This is a genomic window from Bradyrhizobium sp. LMTR 3 (genome assembly GCF_001693485.1).
Lineage (GTDB): Bacteria > Pseudomonadota > Alphaproteobacteria > Rhizobiales > Xanthobacteraceae > Bradyrhizobium.
Genome location: NZ_MAXC01000007.1, coordinates 27,814 through 49,809, shown reverse-complemented (window position 1 = coordinate 49,809; position 21,996 = coordinate 27,814). Strand labels below are relative to the sequence as shown.

Annotated in this window: 20 protein-coding genes; 11 read left to right on the top strand and 9 right to left on the bottom strand. The window is 63.8% G+C overall.

Annotated elements, in window-relative coordinates:
- The first annotated feature begins 272 nt into the window (after nt 1-272).
- From LMTR3_RS06305 to LMTR3_RS06285, 5 genes are all read left to right on the top strand, one after another.
- On the top strand, nt 273-2,120 hold the full coding sequence (locus tag LMTR3_RS06305) for an acetyl-CoA hydrolase/transferase C-terminal domain-containing protein (protein WP_065744230.1): 1,848 nt from the start codon (nt 273-275) through the stop codon (nt 2,118-2,120).
- A gap of 178 nt (nt 2,121-2,298) precedes the next feature.
- Nucleotides 2,299-2,874, top strand: a complete 576-nt coding sequence (locus LMTR3_RS06300) for a hypothetical protein (protein WP_065744229.1) — start codon at nt 2,299-2,301, stop codon at nt 2,872-2,874.
- On the top strand, nt 2,871-4,070 hold the full coding sequence (locus LMTR3_RS06295; RefSeq protein ID WP_065744228.1) for an AAA family ATPase: 1,200 nt from the start codon (nt 2,871-2,873) through the stop codon (nt 4,068-4,070). The genes LMTR3_RS06300 and LMTR3_RS06295 overlap by 4 nt, the downstream gene beginning before the upstream one ends.
- 2 nt (nt 4,071-4,072) lie before the next feature.
- Complete coding sequence (locus LMTR3_RS06290; RefSeq protein WP_065744227.1) at nt 4,073-5,404, top strand: tetratricopeptide repeat protein; 1,332 nt, start codon at nt 4,073-4,075, stop codon at nt 5,402-5,404.
- The gene (locus LMTR3_RS06285; RefSeq protein WP_065744226.1) at nt 5,401-6,357 is read left to right on the top strand and encodes a hypothetical protein; all 957 of its coding nucleotides are present in this window, start codon (nt 5,401-5,403) and stop codon (nt 6,355-6,357) included. The genes LMTR3_RS06290 and LMTR3_RS06285 overlap by 4 nt, the downstream gene beginning before the upstream one ends.
- Before the next feature lie 339 nt (nt 6,358-6,696).
- On the opposite strand, the gene LMTR3_RS06280 is transcribed toward LMTR3_RS06285, so the two are convergent.
- Both LMTR3_RS06280 and LMTR3_RS06275 read right to left on the bottom strand, forming a co-directional pair.
- The gene (locus LMTR3_RS06280) at nt 6,697-7,476 is read right to left on the bottom strand and encodes an enoyl-CoA hydratase (RefSeq protein WP_065744225.1); all 780 of its coding nucleotides are present in this window, start codon (nt 7,474-7,476) and stop codon (nt 6,697-6,699) included.
- Between the two features lie 112 nt (nt 7,477-7,588).
- On the bottom strand, nt 7,589-8,269 hold the full coding sequence (locus LMTR3_RS06275) for a hypothetical protein (RefSeq protein ID WP_065744224.1): 681 nt from the start codon (nt 8,267-8,269) through the stop codon (nt 7,589-7,591).
- A 349-nt stretch (nt 8,270-8,618) separates the two neighbouring features.
- Here LMTR3_RS06275 and LMTR3_RS06270 point away from each other — a divergent pair, with 349 nt between their 5' ends.
- Nucleotides 8,619-9,164: a sigma-70 family RNA polymerase sigma factor gene (locus LMTR3_RS06270; RefSeq protein WP_065744223.1), complete on the top strand. Its 546-nt coding sequence runs from the start codon at nt 8,619-8,621 to the stop codon at nt 9,162-9,164.
- Between the two features lie 2 nt (nt 9,165-9,166).
- A complete protein-coding gene (locus tag LMTR3_RS06265) occupies nt 9,167-9,805 on the top strand; it encodes an NrsF family protein (protein ID WP_065744222.1) in 639 nt (212 codons plus the stop codon).
- Here LMTR3_RS06265 and LMTR3_RS06260 read toward each other — a convergent pair.
- On the bottom strand, nt 9,795-10,922 hold the full coding sequence (locus LMTR3_RS06260; RefSeq protein ID WP_065744221.1) for a DUF2336 domain-containing protein: 1,128 nt from the start codon (nt 10,920-10,922) through the stop codon (nt 9,795-9,797). The two genes, LMTR3_RS06265 and LMTR3_RS06260, sit on opposite strands and share 11 nt — an antisense overlap.
- A 60-nt stretch (nt 10,923-10,982) precedes the next feature.
- The gene (locus tag LMTR3_RS06255; RefSeq protein WP_065744220.1) at nt 10,983-12,131 is read right to left on the bottom strand and encodes a GGDEF domain-containing protein; all 1,149 of its coding nucleotides are present in this window, start codon (nt 12,129-12,131) and stop codon (nt 10,983-10,985) included.
- A 418-nt stretch (nt 12,132-12,549) separates the two neighbouring features.
- Here LMTR3_RS06255 and LMTR3_RS06250 point away from each other — a divergent pair, with 418 nt between their 5' ends.
- The 4 genes from LMTR3_RS06250 (at nt 12,550) to LMTR3_RS06235 (ending at nt 16,641) form a co-directional block, all read left to right on the top strand.
- Complete coding sequence (locus LMTR3_RS06250; protein ID WP_065744219.1) at nt 12,550-13,119, top strand: sigma-70 family RNA polymerase sigma factor; 570 nt, start codon at nt 12,550-12,552, stop codon at nt 13,117-13,119.
- Entirely contained in the window at nt 13,116-13,826 is a 711-nt protein-coding gene (locus LMTR3_RS06245; RefSeq protein WP_065744218.1) for a zf-HC2 domain-containing protein, read from the top strand. The genes LMTR3_RS06250 and LMTR3_RS06245 overlap by 4 nt, the downstream gene beginning before the upstream one ends.
- 35 nt (nt 13,827-13,861) lie before the next feature.
- Nucleotides 13,862-15,592 (top strand): S8 family serine peptidase, encoded by a 1,731-nt coding sequence (locus tag LMTR3_RS06240; RefSeq protein ID WP_065744217.1) that lies wholly within the window; start codon nt 13,862-13,864, stop codon nt 15,590-15,592.
- Between the two features lie 503 nt (nt 15,593-16,095).
- A complete protein-coding gene (locus LMTR3_RS06235) occupies nt 16,096-16,641 on the top strand; it encodes a TIGR03809 family protein (RefSeq protein WP_065744216.1) in 546 nt (181 codons plus the stop codon).
- An 18-nt stretch (nt 16,642-16,659) separates the two neighbouring features.
- On the opposite strand, the gene LMTR3_RS06230 is transcribed toward LMTR3_RS06235, so the two are convergent.
- The 5 genes from LMTR3_RS06230 to LMTR3_RS06210 all read right to left on the bottom strand — a co-directional run bounded on the left by LMTR3_RS06230 (nt 16,660) and on the right by LMTR3_RS06210 (nt 21,951).
- Nucleotides 16,660-18,030 carry a TIGR03808 family TAT-translocated repetitive protein gene (locus LMTR3_RS06230; RefSeq protein ID WP_065744215.1) on the bottom strand — a complete coding sequence of 457 codons (1,371 nt, stop codon included), beginning with the start codon at nt 18,028-18,030 and terminating at the stop codon, nt 16,660-16,662.
- A gap of 233 nt (nt 18,031-18,263) precedes the next feature.
- The gene (locus LMTR3_RS06225) at nt 18,264-18,908 is read right to left on the bottom strand and encodes a pyroglutamyl-peptidase I (protein ID WP_065744323.1); all 645 of its coding nucleotides are present in this window, start codon (nt 18,906-18,908) and stop codon (nt 18,264-18,266) included.
- A complete protein-coding gene (gene meaB / locus LMTR3_RS06220; protein ID WP_065744214.1) occupies nt 18,905-19,897 on the bottom strand; it encodes a methylmalonyl Co-A mutase-associated GTPase MeaB in 993 nt (330 codons plus the stop codon). Before meaB ends, LMTR3_RS06225 begins: the two co-directional genes overlap by 4 nt.
- Nucleotides 19,898-19,950: 53 nt before the next feature.
- Nucleotides 19,951-21,462 carry a tripartite tricarboxylate transporter permease gene (locus LMTR3_RS06215; protein WP_065744213.1) on the bottom strand — a complete coding sequence of 504 codons (1,512 nt, stop codon included), beginning with the start codon at nt 21,460-21,462 and terminating at the stop codon, nt 19,951-19,953.
- Between the two features lie 3 nt (nt 21,463-21,465).
- A complete protein-coding gene (locus LMTR3_RS06210; RefSeq protein ID WP_065744212.1) occupies nt 21,466-21,951 on the bottom strand; it encodes a tripartite tricarboxylate transporter TctB family protein in 486 nt (161 codons plus the stop codon).
- Between the last annotated feature and the right edge of the window lie 45 nt (nt 21,952-21,996).

Here is a 21,996-nt window from a genome sequence, read left to right as displayed (position 1 = left end):
AGCATGATCCGGAATGCCGGTTACCCGTCATTCCGGATCATGCACTGTCCGTCCGCCCCCGCCGACATCCTCGGTTCGTCTACCTGTTTAGGGGGCACCCTGGCCACAGGCAAACTGCCGCGCGACATCAGTACATTAATTCGGTGAAAGTCCGTGCTTGGCTGTTGCCGGTTCGTCACAGATGAATCTTGGTGAAGATAGGCTATAGCTCTCGTGGCTGGCGTCCGATTCCAGGACGGCTGCCTGCCAGCTACGCCGCAGGTTCGCATGTGATGCCAAAACTGTTTTCCGATCCCGAAGCGATCGCGGAGGATATCATCCGCGACGTCGGAACCAATCTCGTGGTTGGATTGCCGCTCGGGCTTGGCAAGGCCAACCACGTCGTCAACGCTCTGTATGCACGCGCACTGGCCGACCATTCGATCAAGCTGACGTTATTTTCCGCACTGACGCTGGAAAAGCCGCGGCCCTCGAGCCTGCTCGAACAGCGTTTCATCAACCCGGTGATCGATCGCCTGTTTGGTGGTTATCCGGACCTCGCTTATGCAAATGCACTGCATGCCGGAGAACTGCCGCCCAATGTCAAGGTGATCGAGTTTTTCTTCCTGGCCGGTAAATGGCTGCACGTGCCGTTCGCGCAGCAGCATTACATCTCCGCGAACTATACCCATGCTGCATCGTATTTGCTGGCACGCGGGCTCAATGTCGTCACGCCATTGGTGGCCAAGTGCGTCGTCGACGGCGGGACGCGTTACAGCCTGAGCTGCAACACCGACACAGCGCTTGATCTGCTGCGCGCCCGCGCCGAGGGGCGCGCTTCGTTCAAAGTGTTCGCGCAAGTCAATTCGGAACTGCCGTTCATGCCGGGTGCGGGCGATCTGCCGGGGGAGGAATTTTCCGCCGTGCTCGACAGCCCCGCGACGGATTTCCCGCTGTTCGCCCCGCCGGCCGAGCCGGTCAGCGACACCAAATACGCGATCGGGCTTCACGCCGCGAGTCTCGTACCTGATGGCGGCACGCTGCAGATCGGTATCGGGCAAGTCGGCGATGCGCTGGCGCAGGGGCTGATCGTCCGTCATCGGGACAGTGCGCAGTTCCGCGCCATCATGAAGCGGCTCGCGCCCGGCGTGGAGCCGGTGGAGAGCGCACCGTTCGCTAAGGGGCTGTATGGGGTCAGCGAAATGCTGATCGAGGCGTTTCTCAGCCTGATCGAGGCCGATATTCTCAAGCGCGAGGTCGACGGCGTCGTGCTGCACGGCGCATTTTTCCTCGGGCCGAAATCGTTCTATCGCGCGTTGCGCGAGATGCCGGCCGACCAGCTCGCGCGCATCCAGATGATGCCGGTATCGTCCACCAACGAGCTCTATGGCGACGAGGATGCCAAGCGCCGAGCGCGCATCGATGCCCGCTTCGTCAACAACGCGATGATGGCGACGTTGATGGGGGCGGCGGTCTCCGATGGTCTCGACAATGGCCAGGTCGTCAGCGGCGTCGGCGGTCAGTACAATTTCGTCGCGCAGGCGTTCGCGCTTCAAGGCGCACGCTCGGTCCTCACGCTGGAAGCGACGCGGCAGGCGGGCAGCAGGACGCACTCCAACATCCGCTGGAACTACGCTCACGAGACCATCCCGCGGCATCTGCGCGACGTGTTCGTCACCGAATACGGCGTTGCCGATGTCAGGGGCAAATCGGACGCCGAGACCATCGCGGCAATGCTCGCGGTCACGGATTCCCGTTTCCAGGACGAACTGGTGAAGATCGCCAAGGATGCCGGCAAGCTGCCGCAGGAGTTCGAAATTCCGCGCGCGCATCGCGAGAATTTTCCGGAGCGGATCGCGGATGCCTTAAAGCCTGCGCGCGAGGACGGACTGCTGCCATCGTTTCCGTTCGGTAGCGATTTTACCGAGATCGAGCAGCGGTTGATACCGGCGCTGCAGTTGCTGCGGGAAGCGCAGCGGATGCCGCTGATTCTGCCTGGGTTGCTGTGGCAAGGGATGACGCAGCCGCCGGACGCTGCCGCCCGCGAATGCCTGGCGCGATTGGGTCTCGATCGCCCCACGACGTTTGCCGAGCGCGCCTATCGCGCGCTGGTCAATGCGGCGCTGGTGCGGACGAAATAGCACGGGTGCGGCGTGGAGGGGCAAAGCGCAGCGGGCCCCCTGAAAGCTCTTCAATTCGACAGAGTTCAGTAATGGAGGTTTAACTTTGCTCCGCGCTGAGACGTAACGGCCTGCCCCGCGTTAACATTGCGCTGGGAATCCGCATGCAACCTGTCCGGGCAATCCTCGGGGGAGCTTTATGTCATCGACAAACGACGAGCCGCAGCTCGAACTTCCGTTGTCGCTGCCGCTCCCGGCCCAACAATCAACGCGGCTCGCACCCGTCTTGCTGCTGCTGCTCGCGTTGGTCGGGGGCGGGGTTTATGCCGCCGTCGACACCGATACGCAGACGACCGCGAAAATTCCTTCCCGCCCGGAGGAGCTCTCGGGGAATGTGGTCACCCTTGTATCATCCGACGATCGCGCGGCGGTCGCCTCGGCGGTTGCCGCCATGAGGGTGGCCCCGGCGCAGCGTGCCGAGATCGCGCAGGCGGTGATCGAACGGCGGCAGCGGCTTGGCTGGATTGTCTTTACCGACAGCATGGATCCGGATGGCGACACCGTGGCGGTCGAGGCCTCGGGGCTGACGCAGCAGATCGTGCTGGCCAAGAGCTGGACGCCGGTCGCGGTGGCGCTCGCCGACAGCGGTCCGATCGGCGTCACCGCGCTGCGCGACGGGCAGGGCGGCGGCATCACGGTGGCATTTGCGACCAGCAGCGGCACGATGCCGATGCGCATCCTGCGGCCCGGCGAACGGATCGAGGTGGTGCCATGATGGGGATGTCCCCCTGGCTCGGCCGGCTGCTCCAACTCCTCGCCCTCATCACCATCGACCACGCGTCGCCCGCGCTCGCCATCACCCTTGTGATCGGCGCGGCCGGCGCGGCCATAGCCATCTTTCTCTATCGCGGTTCATATCTGCCGAGGTTCGTCATGGATATTCTGGATCGGCTTTCCAACAAGACCAGTCTGCAGGAAGGTTACGAAAAACGAAATCAAAGCCTGATCACGATCGACGCCGCGGATCTCGCTGATCGCATCAGCTCCCGCGTGGTCGGCCAGGACGAGGCGATCAGGGCGATCGCCCAGCAATTGCGGCGGCGCATCGCGGCAAGACGGCTTGACAAGCCGGTCGCCGTCTTCTGCCTTGCCGGCGCGCCCGGAGTCGGCAAGACGCATTTCGCCAAGATCCTGGCCGAGGAGCTCTATGGCGGGCGCAGCCATCTGCACTTCTTCGACATGAGCCAGTTCGGCCAGCCGCACGCGGCCGCCAGCCTGTTCGGCCAGGCGCGGGGCTATGTCGGCTCCAACAGCTACGGTTCGCTGACTGCGGCGCTGCGCGACGTGCCGAACGCGATCGTGCTGCTGGACGAGTTCGAAAAGGCGCATTCGGAAGTGCACAAGCGCTTCCTGACCGCGTGGAACGACGGCTTCATCACTGAGGTCAGCGACGGAGCGCGCGTCGCGACCAATGAAGCGATCTTCATCCTCACCACCAACGCCGCCTCGCGCCGGATCGGCGAGATCGCCGAGCAGAGCAATGAAACCGCGGAAGAGCTGGGTCGGCTGGCGAAGGCCGCGCTGGCGGATGCCCAGTTCTCGCCCGAAGTGCTGTCGCGGATCGACGACGTCTTCGCGTTCCGGCCGCTGAAGGGATTGGATATCGCGCGGGTGGTTGCGCTGGAGATCGAAGCCATCGCGCTGCAATTCAACCTCAAGATCGCCGGCGGCGGCATCGATCCGCAAATCCTGATGCGGGCCATCAACGCTCTCTCCGGCCGCATGCAGGGCGGCGTCCGCGACATGACGCGGGCCATCGAACGGCAGATCACCGACGGCCTGATCGACGCACGCGCCGCCGGCGCTGTCGAAATCCGGCTGATGCAGGATGATGAGTGCGTCCGGGTCGAGGCCGCCGACGGTCACCGCGACCAATTTGCAACGCGCCTGCAACGCGCGACCGCCGGCTGACGATGGCCGGCCAGTCCCACATCCTGCAGGGGGAACGGAAGAGCGCCTTCCGCCTCTTTCTCGACCTCTATGCGGTCAACGCCACGTTCCGCGGCTTCTGCGAATTCGCCGTCATTGGCGCCGTCGTTCTGTTATTCATTCATGGCTTGCAGTCGTTCACGGTCATTGGCCAGGCGGCACGAACTGCGGTCACGTCGCCGAAGCTAACGGAGCAGGACATCAAGACGCCGAACGACATTGCCAGGCTCGCTCGCCGTGACAGCAGCATGATGCCGCAGCTTGGCGACCTCGGATTCGACGAGCAATATTTTGCAGGCGACCCAGAGCCGCAAAAATCCCTGCTGACGGAGGCCTGGCGCGCCTACCGGAGCAAGAACTCGCCAAAGGCGCTGGAATTGCTCGGAGCGGCCGGATCGGACGATCCGCACGTGCTGCTGGTCCGCGGGCTGGCGCTGATGGCGCAGCCGGACGGCGCAACGCTCCGCAGCGGCGTTCTCAGTGTGGAGCAGGCCGCGGGCAAAGGCGACGTCAAGTCGATGGCGGTGCTCGCCGTGCTGCACATCATCGGTGTGCCCGGTATCCAGCACGATATCGAAAAAGGCCAGAAGCTGATCCTGGGCGCAGCGGCCAAAGGCGACGTCGATGCCGCCCGCGTCGCTGGCCAGGGATATCTCTCCGGCTGGATGGGCAGCATCGATCCCGCACGCGCGGCAAAGTATTTCAGGGCTGCTGCCGATCGGGACGATGCGAAGGCCGCCTTCTTTCTCGCGGTGCTCTACGCCACGGGCCGGGGCATCGCAAAGGACGATCTTGAGGCCGACCGGTTGATGGCAAAGGCTGCCGCGCGCGGCCATCGCGAGGCGCTGACACATCTCGGCGTCCGCCGCATGCAGGCTTATGCGCAGGGAATCTCCGACGATCCGTCCGATGCCCTCAAGTGGCTGGAGCGCGCCGCCGAACTGAACGAACCAACGGCAATGCTAACGCTTTCGATGTACTACACCGAGTTTGCCGCCCGCTCCGGTCAAGGCGACCTCGCGAAGGGCGTCGGGATTTTGAAACAGTGTGTCGATCGCACCGCCAGCCCGATATGCGCCATGCCATACGCCACGTTCCTGGACAACGGTTTCGGACAACGCGACGTCAAGCAGATCTACGCGATGTATCGGATCGCCAATCGGGACGGCGCGAACGAAAAGGCCCGAAACCGAATGGCCGAGCTCTCCAAGGAGCTTACGAGCCAGGCGCAAATCCGGATCCTTCTAGAAACAAACGCGCGTCCAATGCAGTCTAGCTCCGACATGCCGCGATTCCGGGAGATATCGCCGCGATGATCATCAGGGCCGAAAAAATCGCATCGCTGCTGTTCGCGCTGTTTTTCGCCTACTTCCTCAAGAGCACGATCCTGGGCTACGCGACAGAACCGAAGGTCATAGGGGGCATCGATTTCGACCAGCTCATTCCGCAGGTCATTCCCTGGACCCCGATCTATTTCCCGTTGCTGCTGTCCGCAGCCTTCGGATATTGGATCTGGCCGACTAAGTCGTACCCCAGCCTGTCGCGAAAGATGGCCGCCGGGTCCTTTGCCATCATACGGGTGACATTCGTCACGCTGTTCATTTCGATTTTGTGCACAGGATTTGGGGCGTTCTATCTCACATTTCCGCAGTTGATGAAAAGCGAGATCCTGCCGGCGCTCGCAACCACCTTCATTGCGGCACTCCAGGGCACGGCGATCATGAGTCTGTTTCATGGGATCGCCTTTATTGCCTTCGGCGTCTTCTTCGGATGCCTGATCGTCCTCGTTGCCCATGTCGCATCGAAGTGCCTCATCTTGCCGTCGACGGGGTCGTTGGATGAGCGTGTGCGGACAGATATCTCTCCGCTACCGACGCTGCTGCGGTTCTCGACCGAATGGTCCTGGCCCAGCCTGATTGCAGGGCTCATTGCCGTGACGATCGCGCTGTCCGGGTTTGGATCAGCAGGTCTGCCCATTATTATCTTGTGGGCCGCCTATTTGCTGCCGTGGGGGATTCTCTGGATCGCGCTCGGCACCGTGATCGGATTTGTGAGCAGGCACTGGGCCTGGTGCGTCGCAGTCAGCCTGCCGATCGGGTACATTTCCTCGACGACACACGAGAAGCTCCAGGGCGTTCTCGCGTCTCAATCGATCGATTTTCCGCCGGTCCTGCTTGCCACGTCGCTTGGCTTCAGCCTCGCAAGGAAATTCCTGCACCCGCGTGCGCCACGGGCTGCGGAATTACGGTGCACAAGAATAGTTAATTGAGTGCACGTAATCCCGCAATCCACTGTTGCCCCTGATTTGCCCGACGTGTCAAACGTTTCGCAAGATGCGAAGGTCACCCCCGGGCCCCTCGCGCTACTTTGCATGGGGTTGTTTTCCGAATTTTGGGCGGTGCCGCGGCGTACTGGACCTCCGCCTACACGGAGGATGACACGGTGTCTGCGCCGCTTATGTCCACGTCGTTGCGGCGCAGCGAAGCAGTCCATCCTTCCGCATGCGAAGTGGCAACGGATTGCTGCGTCGCTTTTGCTGCTCGTGAGCATGCGCGGGGAATGATCATCATGGGCTGGCTGGCGTCCCCGCTTCGCTCGCAATGACGGCCTACCTGTTCTTGTTCACCGGCTTGCGCTTCTCGATGAACGCCGCCATGCCTTCGGCGCGATCTTCCAGCGCGAAGGTCGAGTGGAACAGGTTGCGCTCGACATTCATGCCCTCCGACAGCGGCGTCTCGAACGCGCGGTTGATGGCTTCCTTGGCCATCGCGGCCGCGGGCCGCGACATCGAGGCGATCTTTTCTGCGGCCGAGAGCGCTTCTTCCATCAATTTGTCGGCTGGAACGACGCGGCTGACGAGACCGGAACGCTCCGCCTCGGCCGCATCCATCATGCGTCCGGTGAGGCAGAGGTCCATCGCCTTGGACTTGCCGATCGCGCGCGTCAGCCGCTGGGTGCCGCCGATACCGGGGATGGTGCCGAGCGTGATTTCGGGCTGGCCGAATTTGGCGGTATCGGAAGCGATGATGATGTCGCACATCATGGCAAGCTCGCAGCCGCCGCCGAGCGCATAGCCGCTGACGGCCGCAATCGTCGGTTTCCGGCAGGTGGCGACGCGGTCGCCGCCGATGGCGGTGAAATCGCTGGAGAACATGTCGATGAAGCTTTTCGGCTGCATCTCCTTGATGTCGGCACCGGCGGCGAACGCCTTTTCGCTGCCGGTGAGCAGGATGCAGCCGATCTTGTCGTCGGCCTCGAGGTCATCGACCGCGGCGGCGATTTCACGAAACACGCCGAACGACAGCGCGTTGAGCATTTTCGGCCGGTTCAGCGTAATGATGCCGACCGCGCCCTTGCTCTCGACAATGATGTTTTCGAACGTTGCCATGATCCACCCCGGGTAGTCCGTTTCGAGGGCAATGTGCCCGCTGCCGGGGTGGGCTTCAAGTGGGCTGGAAAGGATCCCGGATGCGGGGATGCCGCGTCCGGTATTCCGATAGCTACGCCATGAACATGCGCGCGGCGGACGCCACCGTCAGCAGCGCGCCGAAGGCGATGAAGATCTTTCCGATCAGCGAGGTCTTATCCAGCGTGGAACTGTCGTTGTTGGCCTGCGCGACGGTCTCGGACGCCGGTCTGGAAGTGGAGGCCATTACAACGGTTTGCGTAGCAGACGTTTGCGCCGAGGGCGTTTCCTGCAGCGCCCGATCGACATCGTTGAGTTCGTCTGAGGCAACCACGGTAGCATCGGCCGGCGCCTCGGCGTCAGCCGGCTTGTCCGCCGCCGATTGCAGGACGGTATTGGCCTTCTCGGACATCGCCGCCGACATCCCCTTGGCGCTGTCGGCCGGCGCATCGGCTGCCGTCATTTGCGCGTTGGCGTTGGCGAGCCATTCGGGCATTCCTGGCGGAGTGCCGCCACTCGCATCGGCGACCTGCTTTTCCTCAGGCTCTTTGTCATCGACGGGTTTCGATGCCGCACGCGTAGATTTGCGATGGGCGGAGCGCTTCTTCAGGGAACGCGAACCCTGTTTGGCGGACTTTTCGGACGTTGCGCTGTCCGGTTTCGACACCGCGGCGTCATCGGCGCCGGCCGCCGTCGCCGGCGATGGTCCTGCGAAACCCAACAAAAGCCCTGCCGCAAGAATGAAGGCCGACCCCGCGCTGGCTCGGATCGTCATGTGGAATCTCCCCATTGGCCGCCGCCCGGCGGCGAAATGAGACCCCCCAGGTGTCCACAGCGCGGCGGAAAATGGGAATCTTCGGGCAACACCGGGCAAAAGCTGGGCAATGTCAGTCAGCCGACGTGCCGGCGGGCATTTTGCCGACGCGGATTTAGCGAGCTACGCCGGATGCGAGGCCGCGCAATCGATGTTATGAGCCTGCCATCGCGCAGCCGGCTGTCCCCCGATTCCCCCGGATAGGGGGCCAGCCCAAGCTGCCGATGGGACCTTCGATCACGAGTTCGTGATCGAGTCATCCTGACGTAACAAATTGAAAGATCGACCGAATTGCAGGGTAGGAGCGCGGGTGCGCGAACGGGATGACGAATGGACCGGCCTGATGCGGTCGGCCATTGCAGGCGACAGCGCGGCGTATCATCGCCTGCTCAAGACCGTCACGCCCGTGCTCCGGGCCGCGGCGCGCCGTGGTCTGGCGCGGGCAGGGCAACCGGTCGATCAATCCGAGGACATCGTGCAGGACATTTTGCTGGCGGTCCATCTGAAACGGCATACCTGGGATGTCACCGCCCCATTTGCCCCATGGCTGTTCGCGATCGCCCGCAACAAGCTGATCGATGCGCTGCGCCGCCGCGGCCGGCGCATTTTCGTCGATATTGACGATTTCGCCGAGACGCTGCCGGGCGAAGCGCCGGCCGAAACGGCTTCGCCAAGCGAGGTCGCCGCCCAGCTCCAGACGCTGCCGGCGCGGCAGCGCGAGGTGCTGCAGTCGATCGCGGTCGACAGCGCCTCGATCAAGGATACGGCCGCGAAATTTTCGATGAGCGAGGGCGCGGTGCGGGTGGCGCTGCACCGGGGGCTGACCAGCTTGACGGCGAAGTTGCGGGAAAATTGAGCATGGATACCGATCAGCTCATTCGAACGTTGGCGGCCGACAACGCGCACCGCGGGCGCCCGGTCGGATTCGCGCTCATGCTGGCGCTCTTGGCCGCGGCGCCGGTTTCGCTGTTGATGTTCTTCACCGAACTCGGCCTCAGGCCCGACGTGATGGTTGCGATGCGCAATCCGTTCTTCGACCTGAAATTCGCGGTGACGCTGGCGCTGGCGATCTCGGCTATTGCCGTCAGCCTGCATCTGTCGCGGCCCGAAGCCTCGCTGCGCGGATTTGGTTGGCTGCTGCTGGCACCGGTGGGAATTTTGACCGCCGGGATCGGCGGCGAAATGATGATGCCGCAACGGTTGCCGATGATGACGCGGCTGGTCGGCAAGAATTCGTGGGTCTGTCTGACGGCGATCCCGCTGATGTCGTTGCCGATTCTGGCCGGCGCGCTGCTCGGATTGCGTCACGGTGCCCCGTCGCGGCCTGCATTGGCGGGCGCCATCGCCGGACTGTTGTCGGCGGGATTGGCGGCAACGCTCTATGCCTCGCATTGCACGGATGATTCACCGCTGTTCGTCGCGACCTGGTACACGATCGCGACCGCACTGGTGGCGGCGATCGGCGCGCTCGCCGGAGCGAAGCTGCTCAGATACTAGGCGTCAACACGCCAGGTGTATTCTGCTGCATGCGATGGAAGCGCAGTACCTGCTGCGCCGTCGAAGGCCGCAACCGTTCATAGGTGTCTCTGCAGGCGGCAAGATCCGTCGGCTCCGCGCCGGACAGTTCGTCGCGCATCCTGATGATGGTCCGGACCGTCGACCATGACAGCCCGGCGACCTTCGCCAAAATCATCACGCCTTCGGCCCGGCTTTCGATCATCATGTTCTCGGCGATTGCGACCGGCACATTGGCGAGCGCCGCAATCGAGGCGTTGGCCTCGTCGAATTTCCCGGCATCGGCAAACGATGCCAGTTCGGATTCGTCGAGCCGGCCGTCCTCGTACAGCGACTTCACCAGCGCGTGCGCAATCTCAGTGTCCTTGGTGATATCAGAGGTCGCCGAGCGCGCGCGCCGCGTTGCCTCCTTGACCACGTTCGGCACCTCGGCCGCCTGCTGGGGATTGGCGGCCTCCAGCCGTTGTCGCACCGTGTCGGAGGCCTTGGCGAGCAGTTTCAGGTAGAGATGCCGCGGCACGGACGGACGCATGCCGATGCAGGCGGTGAGATCGTCGTCGCCTTCGGCGCGGCTGACGAGGCGGGTAAAGCCGCGCTCGGTGAATTCCGCGCCGGGATTGTTGACGGTCGACTGGATCACCTGATCATTGCCGCGCTGGACCAGCACGTCGGTGACCGCGCCGCTCAGCGTCTTGCGGGTCGAGATCGCCATCAAATGCGCCTGGCTCTTGCTGCGCGCATTCTCGATCAGGGTCTTGTCGTCGAGCCGCATCGATTGCGACAGCACAGGACCCGCCACCTCGATGACGTCGTCGAATGCCAGCGCGCGGATGGTGAGCGGCGGGGCAGTGTCGACCGGGGCAAGACGGTTGGCCAGCAGCATCTTGGCCGAGGTTTCGATGTGGTCGATCAGGCACTGGAAGACGTCGTCGAACAGCCCGACCTGCTCGTCCGAATAATCCACCGCGCCGTTGATGAAGAGATCGGTCACCCGGCGCAGCGTCTCTACCCGGCGAGCGACCGTTCCGTGCGCAAGCGTGGACTGCAACTCGTCAAGCAGGTTTCCGGGAGAAGGAGCGGTGGCGGTCTTCGAAATCATGACTCTGTCCTGGAGCAAAAGCGGCGGGTTTCTTCGCCGCCGGAGCTGAAATATGTCGGATCAGGCGCTGGTAATCCGGTTACGTCCCTGCGCCTTGGCTGCATAGAGCGCGCTGTCGGCGCGCGCGAGAAATGTGTCTGATGTCTCGTTCGGGTTCAGCGTTGCAACACCTGCCGACATCGTCACCTTCATGCCGGGCGAGAACGCGCTCCAGTCGAGATCGGCAATAATGGCGCGCAACCGGTCGAGCGCGTGCATGGCTTGGTCGACGTCCATGTCGGGCAGCACCAGCAGGAATTCCTCGCCGCCATATCGGCCGAACCGGTCGATGCTGCGGATGTTGGCAAACATGGTGATCGAGAATGTCCGCAGCACCTCGTCGCCGGTCGGGTGACCGTAGGCGTCGTTGATGCGCTTGAACCAGTCGAGGTCGATCAGCGCGATCGAGCAGGGCGATCCGCTGCGGCTCGCGCGGGCAATCTCCTCCTCCAGCATCCGCATGATGCTGCGTCGGTTGGACGACCCGGTCAGTTCGTCGAGTTCGGCAAGCTCCTCGATCCGCTTGTACGCTGCCTTCAGTTCGAAGCTGCGGTCGTAGAGCATCTTGCGCATGGTAGAGCCATACAGCCCCACGAATGCGCATTGTCCGATCGTGAGGACAAAGGAAAGCATGGCAGCGACGCGTTCGGTCTGGGTGGTAATCGGCAGGCCGATCGGGGTGCTGGTAAACAGGAAGATCGGCGCCAGGCCTACGATGGTGAGGGTCCAGGTGATGATCGCTTGCCACGACGTCATTCGCAGCGCGCCGAATCCAAAGATCAGGAATACGACGCTCAGGAAGGCAAATCCGATCTGTGGCGCGGCCAGCAGAAAACAGAGCTGGAGCGCGACGTGGCCGGCGACCTGGAAGATCGTGAGATAGTGGTCCTCGAACCGGTCGTTGAAATGGGCTTCCGACAACACGACAAAGACCGACACCAATCCGATGCCGGAAAGGAAATAGGTCGATGGAATGATGATCGGGACGGTGCCGGCGTAGCAGTAGACCAGCAGGACCGAGGTGATGAGCAAATAGCTGACGCCTTGCACGGCCAGCATCTGGCGGCGCTGGCCGGCCCGGCGCGTCAATACATCCAGCGGCAGGCGGGCGACGCGCGCGGTCGCATTGTGAGAGCCTTGCCCCTGAAGCAATGATGCCGCGCTGCTCATGTCCCGCCGCTGTTGGTGATGCCGGACGAAACTTTAGGGAATAAAGCCTTTAGGTTTGGTATCTTTTGAGGTCGAATCGGCTCCGTTAAAACCCTGCCATTGCACTGATTTCGCAACGGAAATCTGCCGAATTCCGATAGTGCGGAACCTGCCTGTGCGGGAACCCACGGCGTCACGCGTATGCTGCCCTGCCGGCGAGGCCTTGCTAAGGTTGGGGTGGCGCGTTTTCAGGAAAGTGTTTCCGTAATATGGTACCAATTCTGGGGTTTAGCTCCTTTCTGGCGGCAGAATGGCCCGGCCATGTCCATCTGTGGGGTAGGTCACACATGCGATCCGGGCATTGCCGTAATGTGAAGAATCTCACTCTTCGCATCGAACCGCCGGCCACCCCCGTCAGACCAACCTTGCGAGACGGCCATTGAGTGCGACACAGGCGGCTTCAGACGAAATTCTGATCGCTCGGATCGCTCAAGGCGACCGGCTCGCCATGCAGGTGCTTTACGGAAGGCACCATGTCAGGGTGTTCCGTTTCGGGCTTCGGCTCGTAAGGGACGAACAGGTCGCGGAAGACCTCATCAGCGAGGTTTTTCTCGATGTGTGGCGTCAGGCTGGCAAGTTCGAAGGCCGATCCGCCGTTACCACCTGGCTCTTGGCGATTACGCGGTTCAAGGCTCTTTCGGCACTCAGGCGCCGCAAGGACGTTGGGCTGGACGAGGAAGCCGCGAACGCGATCGAGGATACGTCCGACGATCCGGAAGTGGTGGTGCAGAAGAAGGATACGGGTGAAGCGTTGCGCAAGTGCCTGACGGCACTTTCGGCAGAGCATCGGGAGATCGTCGATCTCGTCTACTACCACGAGAAGTCCGTGGAAGAGGTGGCCGAAATCGTCGGCATTCCGGAGAACACCGTCAAGACGCGCCTGTTTTATGCGCGCAAGAAATTGGCCGAGTTGCTCAAAGCAGCAGGCATAGAGCGAGGTTGGCCATGATGGCAGCGAGCAAAAAAATGCTGGATCACGAGCCCAGCGACGTCGAGATGCTGTTGCCTTTCCACGCGGCCGGCACCCTGAGCGCGCGCGATGCACGCCGCGTCGAGGAAGCGCTTGCCGGGGATCCCGGGCTTGCCCGGCAGTATGCCGTCATCCGCGAAGAATACGCCGAGACGATCGGCCTCAACGAGAGCCTGGGTGCACCGTCGGCGCGCGCCATGCAGAAGCTGTTTGCCGCAATCGACGCGGAGCCTGCGCGTGAGCCCTCGCGCTCGGTGAGCCTGTCCTCGCGGGTGTCGGAATTTTTCGCAAGCCTGTCGCCGCGTACGCTCGCCTGGTCGGCGAGCCTTGGCGCCGTGGCGCTCGTGCTGCAGGCCGGCGTGATCGGCGCCATACTGATGAAGAGCCAGACCGCGTTGTTCGAGACGGCGTCGCTGAGCCTGAACGAGCGGTCATCGGCGCCGATTACGCGCGATCTCGGAGGCAGCCTCGCGCCGCCGCGCGCGCTGGTGCGGTTCGCGCCTGAAGCGCGCATCGCCGACATCACGGCGCTGCTCGACAACTACCAGGCCTCGATCGACGGCGCCAAGGGCGGCATGTTCCGGCTGCAGTTCGGCAACAAGGCGATGAGCAAGGACGAAGTTGCTGGCCTGCTGAGCAGGCTGCAACGCGAGAAAATCGTCAGCCTGGCGGTGGCAACGCCATAAGGCCGGCTGGCGCGGGCCGGGCAAGCTGAGGTCCCATGGTTCATGATGGCGTGAGTTGGTGGACAAGGACCCAGCGTGCGGCATGGGTGTTGTCGGCCGCGCTGCTTCCGCTGATCGCTGTCGGACCTTCGGCGGTACATGCGCAAGGCATCATGCGCACCCCCAGTCTGAACGTTGGCTCGCGGATGCCCACCATCAGTCCGACGGTAACGCCGCGGATCAGTCCGACCGTCGCGGCGCGGCCGGCCATGCGCGCCGATACCGTCGCACGGACGCCGCCGTCCCGGATCGGCACCATGACCTCGACCCTGCGGGTCCGTCCGGGGGCCGGTGTGCAGTCGACGCTTCCCCATGCGCGGTTTTCGCCCAACCTCTATCCGGCTTGCGGATATGCGCTTCGCGGTCCCGACGGCGAGTGCTTCGATCGGCCGGTGATGTCGGCCGGCGGCGGCAACGGTACCTCGGCCAAGAAGGGCAAGAGCGGATCGGGCAACAACAACGCACGGGCAGCGGTCAATCTGCGCGCGGTCAAGAACGAACTCGTCGCCGAAATCGACGGCGCGTTATCCACCACGGAGGCCGACGAACTGGCGCGGCGTCACGGCCTGGAACGCATCGCGTCGCAGAACTTCCCGCTGCTCGGCGGCACCATCGGTCTGTTCCGCATCGTCGATAACCGGCCGGTGGACACCGTGCGCCGCGAACTCGCGGCCGACGCCAGCGTGCGTTCGGTGCAACTCAATTTCCGTTACTTCCTGCAGGATCAGAAGGCTTCGACCGCGGGCGATGCCGCGCAGTACGCCGTCACCCAGCTTCGGCTGCCACAGGCGCACGCGCTCGTCCGCGGCATGAACGTCACCGTTGCGGTGATCGATTCAGGCGTCGATGCCAAGCATCCCGAACTCGCCAATTCGGTTGCCGACAGTTTCGATGCGCTCGGAAGCAAGGAAGGTCCGCATGTCCATGGCACGGGCATTGCCGGCGCGATCGTGGCGCATGCCAAACTGATGGGTAGCGCGCCGGAGGCGAGGTTGATCGCGATCCGCGCGTTCGGCGCGGGATCGAAGGGCGCGCAGAGCACGTCCTACGTAATCCTCCGGGGATTGGACTACGCGGCCGAGCACGGCGCGCAGATCATCAATATGAGCTTTGCCGGTCCGAAGGATCCACTGATCGAGCGGGGCATCGCCGCGACGGCGGCCCGTGGCATCCTGATGGTGGCCGCGGCCGGCAACGCCGGTGCGAAATCGCCGCCGCTCTATCCGGCCGCCAATCCCAATGTCATTGCGGTGAGTGGCACCGACGCGCAGGAAAGACTGTTTGCGGCATCGAACCGGGGCAACCACATCGCGGTTGCCGCACCGGGCGCGGATGTCTTCCTGCCGGCGCCCAATGAAAAATACCAGATCACGTCGGGCACCTCGTTCTCCGCCGCCTATATCAGCGGCGTCGCGGCGCTGATGCTGGAGCGCAATCCTTCGTTGAAGCCAGGCGACGTTCGCGCAATTCTGACCAGGACCGCCCGCGATCTCGGCACCCCCGGCCGTGACGATCAGTTTGGGGCAGGTGGGGCCGATGCCTTTGCGGCCGTCACGGCCGCGGCCGCCGCATCGGCGGTTCCGCTTGCCTCCGCTTCCGGCAGGCCGGCGGGGGAGAAAGCGCCGGCGCATGACCCGGCCGCGGATAACACTTCCGTGAGTCGCGCGTTGAACGACGCCTCGCCCTCGATGGCAGCGGACAAATCGGCCGCAAACGCCGCAAAATAGCCTGCCACGTAGCGATTTTCCGACGACCTCCCCGAACACAAGGTTAAAAAAATCCGTCCGGCGTTTTGAACGTCCGGCGAGGGTGTCGCGACTTATCTATGTGGGAGCGGTAATCCCTCCCCATAGGCTGTATCCGGCGCGAGCGCCCATCCACCCCAAGCGCCCATATAGCTTGACCCGTCCGGTTGTCCCCCCGGACGGGTCTTTCATTTTCGGCGCAGGTCTTTGGACGAAGCTGCGTTTTGTGCGGCACCGCGGCGGCTTGCAACTGCAAGTTTTCCGACTCGTCTGCGCGATGCGCAATTTTCCCGTGCATCTTCTCAAGTGGCCTTGACCGCGAATAGAGCGGATTAACCCGTTTTGTGCGGGTTTCTTCGATTGTTGCGTACTCCTGTAGCTTCACGCACTGGACAACGAAAAAGTTTTCCACAGAATATCCCAGTCACATTCCACTGATTCGTCTGGGTTGCGTCTGCGTCCGTCCCTCTCTTACGGGCTGATTTATGGCACATCCTGCAGACGTGGCACGTGGCCGCAACATCGTTGCGCGCTGGTGCAGCCTTGCCGAGCAACGGTTGGAATACCTCACTGAACTGTTCGAGACCGGGCGCTGGCGCCGCTTTCACACCGAGCGCGAATTCCTCGAAAACATCCAGGAAGCCAAGGCCGCCGTCGCAACCTGGCGGGACCTGTTGAGCCGCGGGGCTTCGCTCGACAACACGCAGATCGACATGGCCTGGCTCGGCCGCCGTCGAACGACGCCGCTGCTGCTGACGCCGCTGCCGCCCGACGAGGGCTATCGCCCGCCGGTTGTGCAGCTTCAGCCGCAACTGCAGTCGCCACCGATTGTCGCCGCGCCGCCGCCGATTGCGGCCACGCCGCCGCGCGACGTTCCCGCTGATGTTCTGGTCGCGCTGGAAAGCCAACTCGTTGTGGCGGACGAGGCTCCGTCCGTGCCGGATGTACTGGCGCTGGAGGAAATGCCATTCCCGGCGATCGATTTCGACGCGATGAAGGAACGATATCCCGCGTTGCGCAACGCGCTGTAGGCGGGCGAGGAGGGCGAACTACCGCCGCACCGCGTTGCCTCCCACCACCACCTGCGCGTAACGCTGGGCGCCTTCGGCCGACAGATCGGTCGTAATCGTGCGGGCGTGATCGAGCCCGACCACGGCGCCGCGCGGGGTTTCCGAAATCATGTTGTTGTTGACCAGCGCCGTGCCGGCGCCCGGCAGCACCGATACGCCGACGCCGACGAAGGCGTTGCGGATCACATTGCCTGTGATAGCGACATCGCGGAGATATTTGCCCCAGCCGGCGATGATGCCGAACGACGGCGCGTTCTCGATCACATTGCCGGTCACGGACGAATCCGCCTCGACATAGATGCCGATCCCGGCGTCGTCATCGGGCGCGGTGCCGATCGGCCGCTTCGGCAGGAGATTGCGGATGATGTTGCCCTGGACGACGGCAATCCGTCCGCCCTCGTTGAAATTGCAGACGGAGACGCCGACGGCGGCGCCATCCACGGTGTTACTGGCAATCACGGCGCCTTCGAATGCAAATTCCGAATAGAGCGCGACCTCGCGGACATTGCTGACGCTGTTGTCCGTGATGTGAATATTGGACGCCGAATTGCCGCGCACCGCTGAATAGTCGCAATTCTTGATGCGGTTGCCGCGCACGATCACATTGCCGGCGCGGAAGGCGTTGATGGCGTTGCCATGCTGCCCGGAGCCGCCGGGGCCGGCCTTGATGTCCTCGATCCGGTTGTCGAGAACCAGCGTGCCGTCGTCGCCGATCGCGGTGCGCAGGATTTCGATGCCGTTGTCATTGGTATCGGTGATGGTGTTGCGCGAGACGATCAGGCCGAGCGCGTCGAAGGATACGACGGCGGTGGTCGCGATTTTCGTGAAGATGTTACCGGAAATATCGCCCGAAACCTGTTCGAGCCAGATGCCGTTGCCGCCGCTGCCCGATATTTCGCAATCGGCGACGCGGACGTCGCGACCGCCGAGGCAATGCACCAGGCCGCGGCGCGTCGGCAGCGGAATGCGACCGCCATCGAAGGTGATGCCGGTCAGGCCCACGCTGTTGGCGCCTTCGCTCTGCAGCATCGAGGCGCCGCCGGTGAACACCAGCTTGGTCGCGCCGCGGACGCCGACCAGTTGCGTGCCGTTCGAAAGCCGCAGCATGCCGGTGCGGTAGATCCCCGGCGGCAACGCTAGCGGCACCTGCGCGCGCGCCGCCTCGTCGATCGCGCGTTGCAGTTTCGCCGTCTGATCGTCGGGGCTGCCGGGGCGGACGCCATATTGCGTGACGTCGCGCCCGAGCGCGGAGGTGAGGGGCGCTGCGCGGGCGGCGTCAGGCGACATCGCCAGCGCGCCGGCTGCACCGGCGGCGGACGCTCCAATGAGATGGCGGCGGTTCATGTCCATGGCTGATGACCCTAGCGCGATGCAGGTCGTGGCATTCGCGTTTCATAGGTATCGCGAAGGGCGGCTAGGCATGGTGAACACCGGGAAGAAGAGCAGCGATTGTTAGGGGTAGGGTTAATGTTGGGTACGGCGCTGCCCCGGTAGGGTGGGCAAAGGCGCGTTTGCGCCGTGCCCACCATTTCCACTTGCGGACCGCAATGGTGGGCACGCTGCGCTTTGCCCACCCTACGAAATTACGCCGCTCTCCGCGCCAGCCGCACCATTTCCATGAGCATCGCTTCGCCGGCATCGACCAGTTCTTCCAGCGTGATGCGCGGAAAACCTTTTAGTCTGATCGCGCCGTTGCGCGCCAGCGGCGGGATGTGAATGAAGGCGGCGAGGCGCGGGCCGTTGCCGGCATCCACGGCTTCAATCGCGCGCCAGCTCAGGTAGTTGCAGAGATAGCTTCCGGCATCGCGCGAGGCGCGGGCATCGAGGCCGGTGGTCTTGGCCGCATGCAGTAGTTTGGCCGTGTGTGGGCCGAACCTTTGCGCATCGGCGCCGTCGGCGATCGAGCCCTTGCGCGCGCGGGTTTGTGCAGCGTCGGGCCAGAGCATGGTGACGGCATTGCGGGCGCGGGTTTCGATCCGCAAATAAGGGGTCCGCGAAGCCAGGCCGAACATCAGCAGCGCATGCGGCCGGTGCTGTTGCAGCGCCAGCGGCAATTCGCTGTCGACCGCCTTGTAGGTGACGGGAAAAATGCGGCTGGACAGTTCGACGTCCGCAAAGGCCGGACGACGCAACCGCGTCAGCCGCGCCACCAGCGGCTGCGTCGGATTGTAAGGCGCGCCGGGGAACGGGCCGAAGCCGGTGATGAGAATGCGAAGCTTGTCGCTCACCGCAGCCACTCCGCGATCTGCTCGGCGGCGACCGCCGGCGTGATGCGGCCGTCGGCGACCTCGGCCTCGGTCTTCTTTACCTTGGCGCGGATCGCGGCATCGGAGCGCAGCCGCGCCATCATCCGCTGCTCCAGCATCGACCACATCCATTTCACCTGCTGCTCGCGCCGCCGGCCGGCGAACTCGCCCGAGGCATTCATGGCGGTGCGGTGATCCAAAATCTTCTGCCACAGCGTGTCCATGCCCATACCGGTCAGCGCCGAATAGGTCACGACCGGTGGATGCCAATGCTCCGAGCGGGGGCTCAAAATATGCAGCGCCGAGCGATAGTCGGCCGCCGCCAGATTGGCCCGCTTGACGTTGTCGCCGTCCGCCTTGTTGATCGCGATCATGTCGGCGAGTTCGACCAGACCTTTCTTGATGCCCTGCAATTCGTCACCGGCGCCGGGCAGCATCAGGGCGAGAAAGAAATCGGTCATGTCGCAGACGGCGGTTTCGGACTGGCCGATGCCGACGGTCTCGACCAGCACCACGTCGAAGCCGGCCGCCTCGCAGAGCAGCATCGCCTCGCGGGTCTTGGCGGCGACACCGCCGAGCGTGCCGGACGAGGGCGAGGGCCGGACGAAGGCGGCTTCGGAATTGGCCAGCCGCGCCATCCGCGTCTTGTCGCCGAGAATCGAGCCACCGGTGCGGGCCGAGGAGGGGTCGACCGCGAGCACCGCGACCTTGTGGCCGCGCTCGATCAGGAACATGCCGAGCGCGTCGATGGTGGTGGATTTGCCGACGCCGGGCGAGCCGGTAATGCCGACGCGCACCGCCTTGCCCGTGTCGGGCAACAGCGCCTGAACCAGATCGCGTGCCGCGGCCTGGTGATCGGCGCGCCTGCTCTCGATCAGGGTAATCGCACGCGCCAGCGCCGCGCGGTGGCCGGAGCGGAGTTCTTTGGCGAGTTTCCCGACATCGGGGGAAGGATTCTTCGGCAGGGTCATGGCTTGGTTTACAACGCCCGCGCCAGGCAGGCGAGGGGGCCCTGCGCAGTCCTTCAGCGCGCCGACGCGGCTGGAACGGGCGTGCGTTTGAGCTTCCGCCATACCCAGACCAGCACCGGCCAGATCAGCGCGCCAATCGCCATGGCGGCGAGGATGGCGGCGATCGGCCGCTCGAAGAACGGCAACACGCTGCCGTCGGACTTGATGAGCGAGGTGACGAAACTCTGCTCGATCATGGTGCCCATGACGATGCCAAGTACCATGGCGGCGACCGGATAGCCGTTTTCCTCCATGACATAGCCGATGACCCCGAAGGTCGCGACGATAACGACGCCGAATATGTTGTTGCCGATGGCGAAGGATCCGACGGCGCAGCACAGCATGATGACCGGCATCACGGTTGAGCGCGGCGCGCGCAGCACGTGGCTTGCGAGCCGGATCATGATGATGCCGAGCGGGATCATGATTATGTTGGCGATGATGAACATCAGGTAGATCGCATACATGCTCGACGCTTTTTCGGTGAACAGCGTCGGGCCCGGATTGAGGCCCTTCATGTAGAGCACGCCAATCGCAATCGCCGCGATGGTGTCGCCGGGAATGCCGAACAGCAGCGAAGGCACCCAGCCCGAGGCGATGCTGGCGTTGTTGCTGGCGCCGGCTTCGACCAGGCCCTCGACGTGGCCGGTTCCGAATTTCTCCGGTTCCTTCGAGAACCGCTTTGACATGGCGTAGCTGACCCATGCGGCCATGTCGGCGCCGGCGCCCGGCAGCACGCCGATGATGATGCCGATGATGTTCCCGCGCGTCATCTGCCAGTTGTATTTTTTGGTGAGCTTCCACTGGCCCGCCAAGATGCTTCCGAATTTGCGCCGCGGGATCGGCGGCGGCTCCGGCGTCAGCATCGCGCGCATGACCTGCGCCACCGCGAATACGCCGACTAGCGCCGGGATAGGTTCGATGCCGCCGAAGAGGTCGGTCATTCCAAACGTGAAGCGCGGCACGCCGCCGGGGTTTTCGATGCCGATGCAGGCGACGAGCAAGCCGATGAACATGCTCGCGATCGCCTTCACCGGGGAAGACCGCGCGACCAGCGTGGCGCACATCAGGCCGAGGAAAGCGAGCCAGAAATATTCGAAGGTTGAGAACGACAGCGCGATCTCGGCGAGCGGCGGCGCCAGGATCATCAGCGAGAGCGTCCCCGCGATGCCGCCGACGGCGGAGAACCAGACGCCGGCGCCGAGCGCGAGCTCGGCCTCGCCCTTGCGCGTCATGGCATAGGCTTCGTCGGCGTAAGCCGCCGAGGCTGGGGTGCCAGGAATGCGAAGCAGCGCGCCGGGAATGTCACCTGCGAAGATCGCCATGGTGGATGCCGCCACGATGGTGGCGATCGCGGCGATCGGCGACAGATAGAACGTGACCGGAACCAAGAGGGCGGTCGCCATGGTCGCGGACAGGCCGGGCAGCGATCCGATGACGAGGCCATAGACCGATGCCGCGAGTATCGCGATGATGACTTCCCAGGTGGTGATGAGCGCGAAGGCTTGCGTGAGGGTGTTGAGCATCGATCACCAGGGCATCGGCAAAACGCCGGGCGGCAGCGGCACGCGCAGCAATTTTGAGAAAATCAGGTGGATGCCGATCGGCGCAAGCAGCGCGAGCGGCAACGCAACTTTCCAGCGCGCGCCGAGCGCGGTCGAGGTCACGTAGACGATCATCGCCGCCGTGAGGATGAAGCCGAGCCGGTCGGCGATCGCCACGTAGAACAGCAAAAGAGCCGGTGGGAGCAGGGCGCGCAGACCATAGAGCTTGCTGGTCGGCGGCGGCGGCTGGCCGCCCTCGACCGGAATGAGGTGCTCTTCCTCTTCAAAGCTGCGGCCGATCCCGAATGCAATCGCGAGCCCGCACAGCGCCAGGCCCGTTCCGATCACCAGCGGAAAGACGTTGGGCCCGACCGGCTGGCCGGGCACCGGCGGCAACTGCCAGCCGCCATAGGCGGCAGCCGCGCCGAGGCCAACGAGGAACAATCCCGTGACGCGATCGGGTAGACGCATGGACTAACTCCGCGGATTTCGGACGATGTCAGCCGGCGAAGACGG